Source organism: uncultured Erythrobacter sp. (assembly GCF_947499705.1).
GTDB lineage: Bacteria > Pseudomonadota > Alphaproteobacteria > Sphingomonadales > Sphingomonadaceae > Erythrobacter.
Map to the genome: position 1 here is coordinate 1 of NZ_CANMPJ010000002.1, position 15,447 is coordinate 15,447.

The following is a 15,447-nucleotide window of genomic DNA, read 5'->3' on the forward strand; positions in this document are numbered from 1 at the left end:
TCTATGTGGGTCTATGTGGGTCTATGTGGGTCTATGTGGGTCTATGTGGGTCTATGTGGGTCTATGTGGGTCTATGTTTACCTTGTGAAGGATGGCCTATCCTTCATTAACGAAATGATCTGGACCAGTGCCAATTTCAAGGATCGTAGCAAAATAAACTAGCCATTCTCGCGAAGGCGGGAATCTAGAACGCAAGGTCAATGGCTCCGCACTGGATCCCCGCCTTCGCGGGGATGACGAGTCCCCCTAAACATCATCCGCCGAGATCAGCTCGGCTTCGTCGATCTCGCCCGTCAGGCTCGCCACTGTCGTCGCCACCGCCGCATCGCCGCTGACGTTGGTCGTCGTCCGCATCATGTCCATAATCCGATCAATGCCCGCGACAAGCGCGATGGTTTCCAGCGGAACGCCGACCGCGCCGAACACAAGCACCATCATGATCAGTCCCGAACCCGGAATGCCCGCCGCGCCTATCGCGCCGAGCGTGCCGAGCACCGAGATCATCACATAGTCGCCCCAGCTCAGATCCACGCCGAACACCTGCGCGCCGAACAGGGTCGCGAGGCCCAGATACATCGCGGTGCCGTTCATATTGATCGTTGCACCGAGCGACACGACGAAACTCGCGACCGAGTTCGAAACACCAAGGTTCCGCCGCACGCAGCGCAGGGTCACTGGCAGCGTCGCGTTCGAGCTTGCCGTCGAGTAGCTCACCGCCATCGCGTCGATAATGCCCCGGAAGAAGTCGATAACCGGCAGCTTGGCGATGAACTTGATCATCCCGCCATAAATCAGTCCGATGATCAGGAAGCAGCCGAGATAGTTGAGGATCACCACGATCCCGAGCGCTTGCAGAGCGTCGACGCCGAGCGTGCCCGCAACCCACGCCATCAGCGCGAAAACGCCGAACGGGGTCAGTTCCATCACCACCATGGTGACTTTCTGCATGATGACGCTGCCGCTCTCGAAGATCTTGAGCACCGGCTCGCCATCTTCCTTGGCCATCAGGATGCCGATGCCGATTAGCAGTGAGAAGATGATCAGCGGCAGGACATTGACGTCCGCCATCACCTGAACCGGGCTGGAGGGCACCATCTCCAGGATCATTTGCTGGACGGTGACCGCCTCTTCCTGACGGCTCTGCGCGCGTTCCAGCGCGTCGGCGTCGAGGTTCATATTCGACACATCGAGGCCCGCTCCGGGCTGCACCAATGTGCCAATGCCGAGGCCCAGCCAGACTGCCATCTGGCCGGTCACGACGAAGATCAGCAGCGCTCGCCAGCCGACGCTGCCAAGTTTTCGCAGGTCGCCGATACTCGCGACGCCTGCGACAAGGCTGAAGAAGATCAGCGGAACGACCAACATCTTGATGAAGGCGATGAAAATGTCGCCGACGATCTTGATGCTCGCCGCCCCCGGCCCCCAGATGTAGCCGACGATGATGCCGAGGATCAGCGCACCGATAACCCGCTGCCACAGCGGAATTGCAAACCAGGCTTTCATCGGCTCACGCCCCTTCTTGTTCTGTCTCGAGTGCGAGCGCCCCCAGCGCCGCGCGTGTGTATATCCGGGCTAGCGCATCAAGGTCGGGGATGGCTACCGCTTCATCGCGCTTGTGCATCGTGGCATTGCAGAGTCCGAATTCGATCACCGGGCAGACATTGCGCAGGAATCGCGCATCGGAAGTACCGCCAGTGGTCGATTGCTCGGGCTTATTGCCGGTCTCGGCTTCGATCGCCTCGGCGAGCATATTGGAGAATGCGCCGGGTTCGGTGAGAAATGGCTCACCTGAGATAATCGGAAGCGCGGTGCCGCCATGCTTTTCGGCGATGGCTCCAACCCGTTCGGACAGACTTGCGCCGGTGTGCAGATCGTTGAACCGGATTGAGATACGTGCCTTCGCCTCTGCGGGGATGACGTTGTGCGCGCGGTTGCCCACTTCGAGCTCTGTGATTTCGAGATTGCTCGGCTGGAACCAGTCTGTGCCCGTGTCGAGCACAAGAGAATCGAGTTCGGCAAGGATCGCGACCAGCTTCGGAATCGGATTGTCGGCGAGGTGCGGGTAGGCGACGTGGCCCTGCGTGCCTTCGACCTTCAGCCAGATATTGACCGACCCGCGCCGACCGATCTTCATCATATCGCCCAGCTGGTGGACGCTTGTCGGTTCACCGACGAGGCACAGATCGGGCTGGATACCTTCGGCGCGCATATAGTCGATCAGTGCGCGGGTGCCGTGGAGTGCGGGGCCTTCTTCGTCACCTGTGATGATGAAGCTGATCGTCCCAGCATCATGCGGCACATCGGCGACCGCTGCAACCATCGCGGCGATGGCGCTCTTCATGTCGACCGCGCCGCGTCCGTAGAGCAGTTCCCCTCGCTCAGTCGGTTCAAACGGGTCGCTCGCCCAGCCCTCGCCCGGCGGGACCACATCGAGGTGGCCTGCGAATGCGAGATGCTTCGACCCTTCCGGACCGCGCCGGATCGCAAACAGGTTTTCGACCGGCGCTTCCTCACTGCCCTCCTCGCCATCGCCCCGCTGGAAGCGGTGAATGTCGAACCCAAGCGGCGCGAGCATTGCCTGCATCTCATCGAACACCGCGCCGGTGGCGGGGGTTACGCTGGGAGCGGCGATCAGGCGTTTGGCTAAGTCGAGGACTTTGGACATTGGCGTTGGGTTAGCAGGCACAAGCTTAATCGCAAGCAGCGACCGTCACTGCCGCTCCGGCTCGAGCAGCGGTCCGGGCGCAAAGGCGCTTTCGAGCAGCTCGGCGATGCGGATGCCTGCCTGTTGCACCCGGCGCTTGGCGATGGGCACGCCGCGCACGATGTCGTCCTGCGAAAGCGCGGTCTTGCCTGGCAGCTCCTGCCCGCAAACATTGTCCGTGTCGAAGGCGGTCGGGTAGATGAAATCGCGGCTGATCGCCCAGCTCTCACGGCCCCAATCGGTTGGTGCACCGCCACCCAAATCGGCGCGCTCGGCTGGCGAATAGCGCCGCACTACCGGATCGGCCGGATCGCTGATCGCGCGCTCGGCAAGCGGTCCGTCCCAGATCCAATGCAGGTTGAGGCTCGGTACAATCCCGTAATCAGTCTCGCGGTCATTGCCGCCCCGATCATTCTTGTCGCCAGAATGCAGCGGCATGTGAATGTCACCCGCGAAATGCACCATGAAAGCGAGCGCTTCCAAACGGATATGATCGGGCAGGCTTTCGTCGGCAAGAATTCGGTGATTGCGCTCAATCTGCGCGGTAACGCAATTGCCGCCTGAGCAATTTGCGCGCGGATTATACGCCTCGCAGATCGGCGTCGTGCGGTAATGCCAGGCAGCGGTGTAGCCCCAGCGCCAGCGCGTTCGCCGCACGCAATCTGGCCAGACGCTTGCATCCTCGATAGTCGCAAGGTCGCACTCTGGCGTTCCGAGCATCTTCTCGGCACGCATCAATCGCCGGATTTTTGCGCGCACCTGAGGCGACACATTCGCCTCGGCGATCTCGGCCGTCTTTTCGTGGGTGTAGAATCCCCATGCCTGCGCCGGGACAGGGAGCAGCAACACCAGCGCACACAGCGCCGCAGTTACAGCGCTCAGGCGACCGTGTCGTATTGCTCGATCACCCATTGCTCATCCTCTGCCGCACCAATCCATTCCTGTGTCCAGGCATGTTCCCACATTGCCTGCATGTAACTCTGCGCGAAGCCCGGCACGCCGATGCCATAGGTCATGAAGCGCGAGACCACCGGAGCAAAGAAGATGTCCGCTGCGCCGTAGGTGCCGAACAGGAACGGACCGGCCTTGCCATGCCGTGCCCGCGCTTCCGCCCACAGGCCCAGAACGCGGACTATGTCGTGCTTGGCTTCATCGGAGATCTTTTCGAGCTGCACGCGCCGCCGAACATTCATCGGCAGATCACTGCGCAGAGCGGCAAAGGAAGAATGCATCTCGGCGACCATCGACCGGGCCATGCCCCGAGCAGATTCGTCCTTTGGCCAGAACCGGTCGCGCCCAACCTTGTCAGCGCAATATTCGAGGATCGCGAGGCTATCCCAAATCACCGTTTCATTGTCCCACAGGATCGGCACCTTGCCGCTGGAAGGCTGTACATCGCCCATTTCCTGCTTTTGCTTGTCCCAATGCTCGCCCAGGATCGGCACGGTTATCTCTTCGAAATGCAGGCCCGATTGCTTGACCGCCAGCCAGCCGCGCATCGACCAGCTCGAATAGTTTTTGTTACCGATAATGAGCTTCATGGGGCCTTGCTCCACCTTGCTGGGCCTTGGGATGGCCTTGACCTAGTTGTTCAGCCTATCACTGTCGAGACTGAACGTCGAAGTTGACACAAGTGACACTGTGTCACTCTTCGTTGGAGCAGTTTTTCGCTTTCTTTTCAGAGCGTAAATCCGGGAAAACGAAATTGACAATTCTCCAACACTTTCCCGGGTTTCGGCCGCCATGGCGATGTCGTTACATGGTCCAAATATGCGAGGTAGGAAATCGGTTTGGCACTGAACCGCTAGGAGGTATGACTGCGCATCATGACACTGCCGCCATTCCATCTCGCCTTTCCCGTCGACGATCTTGCCGCCGCCCGCCGGTTCTATTGCGAGGTGATGGGCTGCGCGGAGGGTCGCAGTTCAGACGAATGGATCGACTTCGATTTCCACGGTCATCAGATCGTGGCGCACCTTTCCACCAACGCGGGCGACCGAACTAGCAATGCAGTCGACGGGCACAATGTGCCGGTCCCGCATTTCGGTCTGGTGCTGGACATGGAGGCTTGGGAAGCGTTGGCCGAGCGGCTGACAGCGGCGGGCACCGAGTTTGTGATAGAACCCACCGTGCGGTTCAAGGGCGAGCCGGGCGAGCAAGCGACAATGTTCCTGCGCGATCCGGCTGGCAACGCGCTCGAGTTCAAGGCGATGGCGGATATGGGGCAGCTGTTTGCGACGTGAGAAGGATCGCGGGCTGAGCGCTTACGGTCCAGTTGCAGCCATTGCTCAAACAACTCGTTCTCGAGGTTTGGCCAAATTGACGACTGAGACAAGAGGCTGCGTGCTCGCGCATCATGCAAATCCTCTGCAGTAACCGATAGTGTCTTCGAACCTAATCGATTCGCGGTAGAGCTCAGATCGACACGAAGAGAATGTTATTGCGGTCCGCTTCATAATTTATTGAACCCGTCAAGTGGAGTTCAATATTTGACCCGCCACCTCTCGAATATCAACCGACATTTACGTGTACCTGCGGGCGCTTCTGCGTTACAATACTCACACGTCAGTCAGCCAGAGGAGAATCCCAGCCATGCCGAAGGTCAAAGTAGGCGTCGCTTGGCGACGGGACGGCAGAAACACCGCGCATGCGGGCGATCTGGCGGTCTTCCAACACCCCGGCCTGGCGGACAAAGTTCAGGTTTTCACCCTCGCATGGGCGGGCGCAGATACCGCGACGGGACTGACGAAAGGCGAACTAAAGGATATGGACCTGCTGGTCATTCCCGGCGGCCCGCACGCCAATGCCACGCAGATTCCTGTAGCCGGAAAGGCGCCTTCCAATGCGCCGCGTGGTGGCAGCACGTCGGCATATGCTGCCGAACGAGCAACCTCCGAACTCGATCTCATCGAGCAAGCCAGAACACTCGGAATGCCGATCCTCGCGCTCTGCGGCGGATCATGGCGCTTGGTGGAGAATTATGGCGGCCAGACCGTGGAGCTCGCGGCGCTCGATCACGAAGGGAAGATCCTTAGTTCGGGTCGCAGAGACGCCAACCGCAAGCGCCACGCCGGAAACATGGATAACGTGCGCACCGAGTTCAAGCACGGGGCCCAGATCCGTCCAGGCAGCATGCTCCAGAGTGCGCTGGCGCCAAAACTGGGGAAGGCTCCGGCGCGAAGTTCTTATACTGACCCGAAGCACAAAACACCGGAGACCAGGCCGCACGGTCCAACTGAACTCAACGTCAACAGCGTCCATTGGGCCGCTATTCGCACGGGTGCCATGGGAACCCGAACGGGTGTCCCGGGGCGGCCCTATTTCATCGACCCGAACAACATGCTTGAGATGAGCGCGATGGACAATTCGAAGCTCAAGACGCCCGAGGCCGTGGAAAGCCGACACGGAGCGCCGGTGATGGGCGTTCAATGGCATCCAGAATATCAGCTCCCGGTTGCAGGCGGTGAGCATCCGCTTTCCCGTCTGGCGAACCTCAGGCTGATCCAGTGGATGGTTGAGGCAGGAAATGCATATCGCACCCACAAGGATGCGATGGAAGAACTTCTCGGATCAAAGCATGCCGACCGCAAAGCGGTGAAATCATCGTCTGTAACTAACGTGACCTTCGCAGGAGCCAACCGAACGCACACCGGGGCTACAGGGCGTGGCCCGGGGGCAAGCAAGATTGCCAAGCACACAGATGATACTGCTACCGACACGTTTACGATGAGCGAGCAAGCGGTCCGCAAATACTTGTTTGACCGTGGCCGCAAGGGCAAGCTTTTCCTAACCCCAGTCGAACTTTATAATCTGGCTGTCGGCGCACCGTTGTCGCGCTTCCGCGTTGTTGCACAGCCAGGCGAGGAGCAGGAACCCGACACACTTACCAAGGCACCTGTCATTGCCTTCATGAACAGCCGTCCGGAGTTTCGAAAGTACTGTAACGCTGAGACGAAGAAGGTCGTGCTTGCATGGTCATAGCGACGGCTGACGTTCCAGGCTTCAGTCCTTTCGCGTCTTAAGTTCGCTCCACCTTCAGCGATCAACCTTTAGCCCGCAAACCACCCCTCACCCAAGGCATCTGCAACCACTGCCGCTCTCAACGCCGCGATACCCATGCCCTTTTCGCTGCTGGTGAGGTGCAGTTCGGGATAGGCTGCGGGGTGTTTGCGGGCTTCATCGGCGACGCGGCCCGCGACCTTTTCGAGGTCACTCGCCTTGATCTTGTCGGTCTTGGTCAGGACGATGCGGTATCCGACCGCCGCTTCATCAAGCATCGTCATCATCTCGCGGTCGACGTCTTTCACGCCGTGGCGGCTGTCGATCAGCACGAGGTTGCGCGCGAGCACCGGCCGACCGCGCAGATAGCTGCGCACCAGCTTCTTCCATTTTTCGACCACCGGCTTGGGCGCCTTGGCAAAGCCGTAGCCGGGCATGTCGACCAGCCGGAACTGTGTCGGCTCGCCCACTTCGAAGAAGTTGAGTTCTTGAGTGCGGCCCGGCGTCACCGAAGCGCGGGCGATCGCCTTGCGACCGGTCAGTGCGTTGAGCAGCGAGCTCTTGCCGACATTGGAGCGCCCACAAAATGCGATCTCCGGGACTGTCGGGTCGGGCAGGAACTTCAGCTGCGGCGCGGACAGCAGGAAATCCACACGGCCTGAAAACAGGCGCGCGGCGGCGTCTTCGCGGAGCTGCTGTTCGCGTTCTTCCAGTTCGGTTGGGTCCGGCGAGGTCACGCTTCGCCCTTCTCCGCCTTCTCTCGCTCAGCCTTCTTGGCCATCTCCGCTTTCTCTTTCTCAGCCGCTGCACGCAATTGCGGGTGCTTGGAATAGAGATAGCTTTGCTGCGCCAGCGTCAGGATGTTCGAGGTTACCCAGTAGAGCAGCAGGCCGGCCATAAACGGCGCCATGACGAACATCAGGATCCACGGCATGAAATTGAATATCTGCTGCTGCATCGGATCCATCGCGCTCGGGTTCATCTTGAACGTAAGCCACATCGTAACGCCCAGCAGAACGGCGAGAATGCCGATTCCCAGAATGCCCGACACTTCGAATGGCAACAGGCCAAACAGGTTGAGAATTGTCGCCGGGTCGGGCGCGGTCAGGTCGCGAATGTAGAGGAACGGTTCGTGCCGCATCTCGATCGCGAGGATCAGCACCTTGTAGAGTGCGAAGAAGATCGGGATCTGGATGATCAAAGGCAGGCACCCGGCGAGCGGATTGACCTTCTCCTCCTTGTACAGCTCCATGATCTTTTGCTGCTGCTGCTGCTTGTCGTCCTTGTAGCGTTCCTGGATCGCCTTCATCTTCGGCTGCACAGCTTTCATCTGTGCCATGCTGGCGAATTGCTTTTGCGCAATCGGGAACAGCAATCCGCGAATGATGAAGGTCAGCGCGATGATGGCGATGCCGAAATTGCCGATCCAGCCATTGAGTGTCCGCAGCAGCCACAGCAGCGGCTTTTCGAACCACTCGAACCAGCCCCACGAAATCGCCTTGCCGAAATAGGTGATGCCACTGTCTTCGTATTGATCGAGGATCACGCTGTCCTTGGCGCCAGCGAAGAGCTGCGTCGACTGCGTCACGCTGCCGCCAGCCGGGACGGTCACCGCTTCGTACAGAACATCGGTGCGGAACAGATCATCGCCCAGCGAACGGAAGCCCGCATTGTCGACATCGCCGTCTCCGGGGATCAGGGCCGAGTGCCAGTAGCGGTCGGTAAAGCCGAGCCAGTCCGCAGCACCTTCCGGCGTATCTCGACCGATTTCCGCCAGTTCTTCGTAGCTGTTCGGATCATGCAGAGTGCCGCCGAACACACCAACTGGGCCGGCATGGGCGATGAACTCGTCAGGCGAAGCGTTCTCGCTGGAGCGATTGATCAGCGCAAACGGCTGAATAATCGCCGCCGCTTCCGAACCGTTCGTTACCGATTGCTCGGCTGCGATCATGTAATTGGCATCAATCGAGAGCTTTACCAAGTAGGTCAGGCCGTCTTCGCCAGTGCGGCTGAGAGTGACCGGAGTTTGCGGGGTCAGCTTTTCACCGTCAGCCTGCCACACCGCGCTGCTGGGCATACGCTGACCGCCGGTGATGAAGCCGAACTCGGCAAAATACTGATCATCGGTGCGCTCGGGTGCGAACAGGCGAACCGGGCCGCTGTCCTTTTCGACGCTCTGGCGGTAATCCTTGAGCACGATATCGTCGATCCGCGCGCCGACGAGATTGATCGAACCGGCCAGCTTCGGCGTGTCGATCACAACCCGCTGCGGATTGGCTAGCGCTGCCGACAGATCGACCGGACCGGCAAGTGTCTCACCTTCGCCAAGATCGGCCGCGACGGTCGTGGTGCCCGGCGCATCGCCTGCACTGGCCTGCGCGGCAGGCTCAACCTGCTCGGTCGGCGCGGTAAGCGAGGCCTCGGGATAGAACGCCCGCATCGCGAAATCCCATCCGAGGATGAGCAAGCCCGAAAGCGCGACGGCGAGCAACAAATTGCGCTGATTGTCCAAGATTAAACCCTGATGTGACGACTGCGTGTGAAACTGAGGTGTGTTATATAGGCACTACGCCGCGCAGTGTAACCACTACGGAACCGGATCATGCCCATGCCCTCCCCAAGGGTGGCAGCGCATTAGCCGCTTTGTCGCCAGCCATCCACCCTTGATAGCGCCATATTTTTGCAGGGCTTGAACGGCGTATTCACTGCATGATGGCGCGTAGCGGCAAGTGGGCGGTAAAATGCGCGATGGCCCCCATTGCCACGCGCGCGCGATGAAGATGAAGACATGCTTCATGGGTGGGCGTTCTGTTGGCGAGCGGCGTTCTGACTTCCCTGCCGATTCCCGCGCCGTGGACGTCGACCGCGAGAGGGATCGCCTTTGCCTTCGCGCGCTTTTTCAAGGGCGCGTTCAAGGTCCGCTACCATAGTCTGAAAATCGCGCTCAATCCCGCCGCTGCGTCCGATCAGAACATGATCGTGATCTGGGAGGCCGTGCTGAGGCAATGCCGCCCGAAGAAGTTCGCGAAACCGCCGCTTCATCCGGTTGCGGACCACGGCGTTGCCGATCTTCTTTGTAACGGTGATCCCGTAGCGCATCCCTTCCCCGCCATTGGGCCGTGTCAGCAGCACAAAGCCGGGCCGCGCATTGCGCAGTCCCTTATTGGCCGCGAGGAAGTCGGCGCGCTTGGTGAGGGTCGAGATCATGTCAGGGTGTTAGAGGAAGTGGGGCCGGGCGCGGAGTCTTTAGTTTTACGCAGCGCATCCGCGCCGCGATTTCCTCGCTCACGCGACCTGAAGGTCGCATCGCTGCGGGCGGGCAGTCGCCCTTGCGGCCCTAAGGGCCGTGCTCCGCCACCAAGCTATTGGCGTAGAAATGAGACGGGCTCCCAATGGGAGCCCGCAAGCGCGACCGCGCGTCGGCCGGTTAGGCCGGAAGCCAAGCGGGCCGGATGGCCCGCGCCCGGCGTCTGAGGGTGAAAACAAAAAACGCGAGGACATCGCGCCCGCGGATGCGGGTGCGCAATCACAAACGGAAGAAACTCACGCAGTAAGCTTCTTGCGTCCGCGACGGCGACGGGCGCGCAGCAGTTTGCGGCCGCCGACAGTTGCCTTGCGTGCGAAAAAGCCGTGGCGACGCTTGCGCACGAGATTGCTAGGCTGGAAAGTCCGCTTCATTTCGTCCTCGAATATCTGGTTTGGTCTGGCTCTGGTGCGTTTGAATGCGCCCCGGTGCTGCGACCTTGAGTTACTGGCTGCTGATTAAAGCAACCTGATCAGGCGCGCGCCACTATGGGAATGGCGTTCACGAGTCAAGCAAATCGACGTCCAGCCGCGCAATCGAATAGGCGCTGATGTCGGCGTAATTGATGCTCGGTCCGGTTACTGGCGCCACCAGCTGCGCGAGTTGCACATGAATGGTCAAATCGATGATCGGCATTTCAATCGGCTGATCGAGCCGCGCATAGATCGGTGCAGGCTGCGCGTCGACTTCAAGCGCCCGGCGTGCGGGGACGGCTTTCTGCGACGGGCCGACCCATTTGCGCATCTCATCGGCGCCAAGCCATAGGGCGCTGCGATGCGGCACCGAATTGGTCATCGCGTAGAATTCACGCGCTTGCTTCTCGCTCATCCCCATCTCGATATAATAATCGAGATACATCCGGTTTGCCTGATGATCGGGAGAGAAATCGTCGGGTTCGCGGCCATAATTGTCGAGCCACGAATGGACCGCAAACTCGGCCCCGTCATCCATCGACTTGCGTGTTCCGGCGAGGAACAGCTCCACCGCACCTGAACGAACCGAACCACCGTCCGGCACATGGGTGCGCAGGCCCGCATCCCGAATCCGGCGACCGACAGCAAGGTTGGCAATGTCGTGATTGGTGCCCGGTGCCTCGACCATTTCGAGCACTTCAAGTCCCGGATTGTCGCGCAGCATCGCATCGAACCATGCTGGGCTCATCCGGTCGGTCGGCCCAACAATTGCGGCCCGCTTGTTATCAATCACGCGGAACGGCCCGTATTCGGCGACGGTCGCTGCCATCTGCGGCCCCACAACCGGAGCTGTGAATGACTGGGCATAGCGCGACGTGTTCTGATCTTGCGCAACCACCACACCATTGACGATGTGCGTAGTCACCACACTGTGCGGACCCGAAGCGCGCAGTTCAGCCGGATCCTCTGCGACGCGCACCCAACGCTGCGAGGCAGGATCCCATTCTTCCACCCAGGCTTCAGTAGAAACCGTCCGCGCACCGGCATAATCCTGCGCTGCGGCCATCGAGGGCAGCAGAGCAAGCTGAAGTGCAGCAAACAGGGTGGCCAGAATTCTCATGGACACCGAAATGCACCCGGTGTCTTTTAGGAATCGCGAATTTTTATACTTGCGAAACCCTTTAGTTTTCGAACCTAGTGCCTCGACAATTTATGCTTAACCCGGCACACTGCGAGCGGGTCGTGCAGCGTTTACGCAAACACGAAGAGGGGGTTCACCATGACTTCAGCAATGATTGCGGTGCTCGGTGCCGCAGCGATGCAAGTCTCCGCCGGCGGATGGGTTATCGGCAGCGAAGGCACGATCCACTGTATGACAGCGCATATGACGCCCAAGGCGCAGGACGAAGGCTACGACGTGAAGGTCGGCATCCTGCTGTGGCCCGATGGCAGGGTGGAAGTGCGCAAGAACTTTTATCCCAGCGATGGCCTGTATCAGAACGCCGCACGGGTATCAGGCGTGAAGCTGATGGGGTCCGATGGCGCGATGATCGCGCGGCACAATCTGGCGGTGAGCGAAAAGCTGCTCGACAGTCCAACGCGCTCGGCATTGATTCTCAGCCCCGCCAATTCCGCCGGAGAGCAGCGCGCGCGGTTCACCAACGAGCTGTCCCGCACCCGCACCATGGTGCTGGTCGACTCCGATGACGGAGAAATCGAAAGCATCTCCATGCCCGACGCGAGCGGCGCGGTTTCCAGCCTCAACACCTGCATCGCCAGCCTCGGCAGCGGGGAAGCATACCGACATTTCGTCTCGACCGACTGACAAGACGGTCCTGACTCCCGAGGGTTTTTGAATGGTCGCATTGGTCAGGACGGTCGCATATCTCGGCCTCGAAGCGCGCAGCGTCGAAGTACAATGCCAGGTCGCATCGGGCCTGCCGCGTTTTTCCATTGTCGGGCTGCCTGATAAGGCGGTGAGCGAAAGCCGCGAGCGGGTGCAGGCCGCGCTCGCCGCAATGGGCCTCGCGCTGCCGCCCAAGCGGATCACCATCAACTTGTCGCCTGCCGATCTGCCCAAGGACGGGTCGCATTATGATCTGCCGATCGCACTGGCCTTGCTCGCGGCGATGGGCGTGACCGATGCCGAACAGCTGACTGACTGGATCGCGGTGGGCGAATTGTCGCTCGATGGCCGCGTGGTCGCCTCACCGGGAGTGCTGATTGCGGCTTTGCATGCAAGTGAGGCCGATCTCGGATTGATTTGCCCAGCCGAACAAGGCTCCGAAGCGAAATGGGCGAGCGGCGTGCCGGTGCTCGCCCCGAGCGATCTCAGCGGATTGCTTGGGCACCTGAAAGGTAGCCAAGTTCTGCCCGATCCTGTGCGCGGCGATGTCGCCGAACCGCCGCCCGTTACCGATCTCAAACAGGTCAAAGGACAGGAAACTGCCAAACGCGCTTTGGAGATTGCGGCCGCAGGCGGGCACAATCTGTTGATGGTCGGCCCGCCGGGATCGGGCAAAAGCCTGCTCGCCAGCTGCCTGCCGGGTATCCTGCCGGAACTGACGCCGACCGAAGCGCTTGAGGTCTCGATGGTGCAATCGGTCGCGGGGATGCTCGACGATGGCACGATCAGCCGCGCCCGTCCCTTTAGAGCACCTCATCACAGCGCCAGCATGGCCGCGTTGACAGGCGGCGGTTTGAAGGTGCGCCCTGGGGAAGTCAGCCTCGCGCATCTCGGCGTGCTCTTTCTCGACGAACTGCCCGAATTTCAGCGCCCGGTGCTCGACTCGCTGCGCCAGCCGCTCGAGACCGGGCAAGTCGATGTCGCCCGCGCCAATGCGCATGTGACCTTCCCAGCGCGGGTACAGTTGATCGCGGCCATGAACCCATGCCGCTGCGGGCATGCGGGCGAACCCGGCCATGTCTGCGCGCGCGGCCCACGCTGCGCGAGCGAATACACTGCGCGGCTTTCCGGCCCGCTGCTCGACCGGATCGACCTGCATGTCGAAGTCGCCGCCGTCAGCGCCATGGACCTAGGCCTCCCACCGCCTGCCGAAGGGAGCGCAGACGTCGCGCGCCGGGTAGCGGCTGCGCGGACGCTGGGAACGGCACGCGGTGTGCGCTCCAACGCGGAGTTGGAAGGGGAGAAACTGGAGCGCTTCGCCGCACCCGACGAGGCAGGCAAAGCGCTGCTGATGCAGGCGGCGGAGAAGCTGCGACTGTCTGCGCGAGGCTATACGCGAATGCTCCGGGTCGCGCGGACAATTGCGGACCTTGCAGGCGCAGAAGAAGTCAGCCGCGCGCATATTGCCGAAGCGCTGAGCTATCGGCAATTCGTTGGGGTGCGGTGAACCGTGGACCTCTGGTGGCTGATCTATGTCGGCGCGGGCCTTCTGCTGCTTGCCTATGCTATCCGCGACGAGCTGAAGCTGCGGCTTCTCATAGTGATCTCCACCTTCGTCTACATCGCCTACTACTACATCGTCCCCTCCCCGCCGCTATGGGATGCGATCGTCACCAGTCTGCTGATGGTGGCGATAAATCTCTGGGTGCTCGGCCAGATCATGCTGGAGCGGACCACGTTCACGCTTTCGCCCGATGAAAAGCAGTTGTTCGACGCTTTCGACACGCTCACCCCCGGCCAATTCCGCCGCCTCGCCCGGATCGCGCAATGGCACCGCGCCGACGATCCGGAGGGCACTCTGTTGACCCGCGAGGATGAGCCATCAGGGGCGCTGTTCTACATCTTCGAAGGGATCATCTCGGTCGAGAAATACGGCCGCCAGTTCCGCCTGCCCGAAGGCAATTTCGTCGGCGAGGTTGCCTACGTTCTCAATCGCAAAACGACCACCACCTCGGTCGCGCCGCAAGGAGTGCGCTATGTTGAATGGGACAGTGACGCACTAAGACAGCTGAGCGACAGATACCCCAATCTCGGCAATGCCCTGGGCGCGCTGCTGACCCGCGACCTCGCCCAGAAACTCAAGACCAGCTACCGTCCCGACGATGCGATGCCTGCGACCGCAGAAACGGCAGAGATGTTGGATGGGGTTGAATGAAACCCCGTATCGATCGGTGAAAATTGGGTAGCCGCAACTGAAAAATTGAGGGGCTGCACCGAAGCCCCAATTCAATTCTGCTGACACCATCCACGCTCCAAACACCCTAGTTGGAGCGTTACAATGAACCGCCCGTCCCTATTCTTGTCCACCGCACTATGCGCCAGTCTTGTTTGCGCTGCCCCTGCTCTTGCTCAAACTCGAACGCAGACCCAGACCTTCACGATCCAGAAATCTGCAATTCAGAATGTGCTCAATCAGCAATTGAGTCGCACCCGAATTCACATCGATAATCTGGGTGCGCGCAATGGCGGGTCATTCCTCCAGCAAGACAGCTATGTCGCTCTGCGCGTGGGCAACAATGCAGAGGTCGTTTCGAGGTTCAATGTCCCCGAACAAAGCATCACGATCAATCAGGCCGGTGGCCGACACCTGCGGTTCTACATCTCCGATTTCAACACGTCTTCGATCCGCGCATCGCTTGCAGCGCAGCGGAACAGCAATCTGAACCTTCAATTCAATTTCGAAAGTTCGGGCAGCGAGGTGCAAGGCAAATGCGTGACCCGCCGCGGCGTTATCCGCCGCAGATGGGAAGAATGCCGGCTGGATGTGAACCGGAATGCGAATATCAACAACGCGATCCTGCGCGTGTGGGCGCCGGTGATCGTGCGCAATGGCAGGCTGACCTACGGTGAGGTCAAAGCCAATTTCCGCTCGTCGGTCAGTCTCGACAATCGCCTGTGCAACATCGCGCGGCGATCATGCAATTCAATCTCGGACAAGGTGGAAGAGGACATTGCCTATTCCGTAGTGCCGCAGATCAAATCGTCGCTCGAAGCCGCTCGCCCGCAATTGCAGCGCGCACTCTTGGCGGTGAACAGGAATTTCAGCCGTGCTGGGTTCCGGATCACCAACCTGGTCGATCAAGGGGCGAGCTACCGGGTCACGATCCGCTACTGATATCGG

The 15,447-nt window shown here is 60.4% G+C and carries 16 protein-coding genes; 6 read left to right on the top strand and 10 right to left on the bottom strand.

Annotated features, from left to right (window positions below):
- Positions 1–246: 246 nt before the first annotated feature.
- Genes Q0837_RS12760 through Q0837_RS12775 form a run of 4 tightly spaced genes read right to left on the bottom strand, consistent with a single transcriptional unit; the run spans position 247 to position 4,245 of the window.
- Positions 247–1,503 (bottom strand): dicarboxylate/amino acid:cation symporter, encoded by a 1,257-nt coding sequence (locus Q0837_RS12760; protein ID WP_298469965.1) that lies wholly within the window; start codon positions 1,501–1,503, stop codon positions 247–249.
- A 4-nt stretch (positions 1,504–1,507) separates the two neighbouring features.
- Positions 1,508–2,665: a succinyl-diaminopimelate desuccinylase gene (dapE, locus tag Q0837_RS12765; RefSeq protein ID WP_298469967.1), complete on the bottom strand. Its 1,158-nt coding sequence runs from the start codon at positions 2,663–2,665 to the stop codon at positions 1,508–1,510.
- Positions 2,666–2,710: 45 nt separating this feature from the next.
- A complete protein-coding gene (locus tag Q0837_RS12770; protein ID WP_298469969.1) occupies positions 2,711–3,616 on the bottom strand; it encodes a S1/P1 nuclease in 906 nt (301 codons plus the stop codon).
- A complete protein-coding gene (locus Q0837_RS12775) occupies positions 3,583–4,245 on the bottom strand; it encodes a glutathione S-transferase family protein (RefSeq protein ID WP_298469970.1) in 663 nt (220 codons plus the stop codon). The genes Q0837_RS12770 and Q0837_RS12775 overlap by 34 nt, the downstream gene beginning before the upstream one ends.
- Before the next feature lie 285 nt (positions 4,246–4,530).
- Between Q0837_RS12775 and Q0837_RS12780 the strand changes: the two genes are divergently transcribed.
- Together Q0837_RS12780 and Q0837_RS12785 are read left to right on the top strand one after the other, a co-directional pair.
- Positions 4,531–4,947, top strand: coding sequence for a VOC family protein (locus Q0837_RS12780; RefSeq protein WP_298469972.1), 417 nt, complete (start codon positions 4,531–4,533; stop codon positions 4,945–4,947).
- Between the two features lie 349 nt (positions 4,948–5,296).
- Positions 5,297–6,685, top strand: coding sequence for a gamma-glutamyl-gamma-aminobutyrate hydrolase family protein (locus tag Q0837_RS12785; protein WP_298469974.1), 1,389 nt, complete (start codon positions 5,297–5,299; stop codon positions 6,683–6,685).
- Between the two features lie 68 nt (positions 6,686–6,753).
- Here Q0837_RS12785 and yihA read toward each other — a convergent pair whose 3' ends face one another.
- The 6 genes from yihA to Q0837_RS12815 form a co-directional block, all read right to left on the bottom strand.
- Positions 6,754–7,416, bottom strand: coding sequence for a ribosome biogenesis GTP-binding protein YihA/YsxC (gene yihA / locus Q0837_RS12790; RefSeq protein WP_298471746.1), 663 nt, complete (start codon positions 7,414–7,416; stop codon positions 6,754–6,756).
- Positions 7,417–7,436: 20 nt separating this feature from the next.
- Positions 7,437–9,215, bottom strand: coding sequence for a membrane protein insertase YidC (gene yidC, locus Q0837_RS12795; protein WP_298469976.1), 1,779 nt, complete (start codon positions 9,213–9,215; stop codon positions 7,437–7,439).
- Positions 9,216–9,290: 75 nt separating this feature from the next.
- On the bottom strand, positions 9,291–9,500 hold the full coding sequence (gene yidD, locus Q0837_RS12800; RefSeq protein ID WP_298469978.1) for a membrane protein insertion efficiency factor YidD: 210 nt from the start codon (positions 9,498–9,500) through the stop codon (positions 9,291–9,293).
- Entirely contained in the window at positions 9,497–9,910 is a 414-nt protein-coding gene (gene rnpA / locus Q0837_RS12805; RefSeq protein ID WP_298469981.1) for a ribonuclease P protein component, read from the bottom strand. Before rnpA ends, yidD begins: the two co-directional genes overlap by 4 nt.
- 336 nt (positions 9,911–10,246) lie before the next feature.
- Complete coding sequence (rpmH, locus tag Q0837_RS12810) at positions 10,247–10,381, bottom strand: 50S ribosomal protein L34 (protein ID WP_082701027.1); 135 nt, start codon at positions 10,379–10,381, stop codon at positions 10,247–10,249.
- A 127-nt stretch (positions 10,382–10,508) separates the two neighbouring features.
- A complete protein-coding gene (locus Q0837_RS12815) occupies positions 10,509–11,540 on the bottom strand; it encodes an alpha/beta hydrolase (protein WP_298469985.1) in 1,032 nt (343 codons plus the stop codon).
- Positions 11,541–11,699: 159 nt separating this feature from the next.
- Between Q0837_RS12815 and Q0837_RS12820 the strand changes: the two genes are divergently transcribed.
- The 4 genes from Q0837_RS12820 to Q0837_RS12835 all read left to right on the top strand — a co-directional run bounded on the left by Q0837_RS12820 (position 11,700) and on the right by Q0837_RS12835 (position 15,441).
- Positions 11,700–12,245 (top strand): hypothetical protein, encoded by a 546-nt coding sequence (locus Q0837_RS12820; protein WP_298469987.1) that lies wholly within the window; start codon positions 11,700–11,702, stop codon positions 12,243–12,245.
- A gap of 31 nt (positions 12,246–12,276) precedes the next feature.
- Complete coding sequence (locus Q0837_RS12825; protein ID WP_298469988.1) at positions 12,277–13,773, top strand: YifB family Mg chelatase-like AAA ATPase; 1,497 nt, start codon at positions 12,277–12,279, stop codon at positions 13,771–13,773.
- A gap of 3 nt (positions 13,774–13,776) precedes the next feature.
- Positions 13,777–14,481, top strand: coding sequence for a cyclic nucleotide-binding domain-containing protein (locus Q0837_RS12830; protein ID WP_298469989.1), 705 nt, complete (start codon positions 13,777–13,779; stop codon positions 14,479–14,481).
- A 123-nt stretch (positions 14,482–14,604) separates the two neighbouring features.
- Positions 14,605–15,441 carry a hypothetical protein gene (locus Q0837_RS12835; protein ID WP_298469990.1) on the top strand — a complete coding sequence of 279 codons (837 nt, stop codon included), beginning with the start codon at positions 14,605–14,607 and terminating at the stop codon, positions 15,439–15,441.
- Positions 15,442–15,447 lie beyond the last annotated feature (6 nt).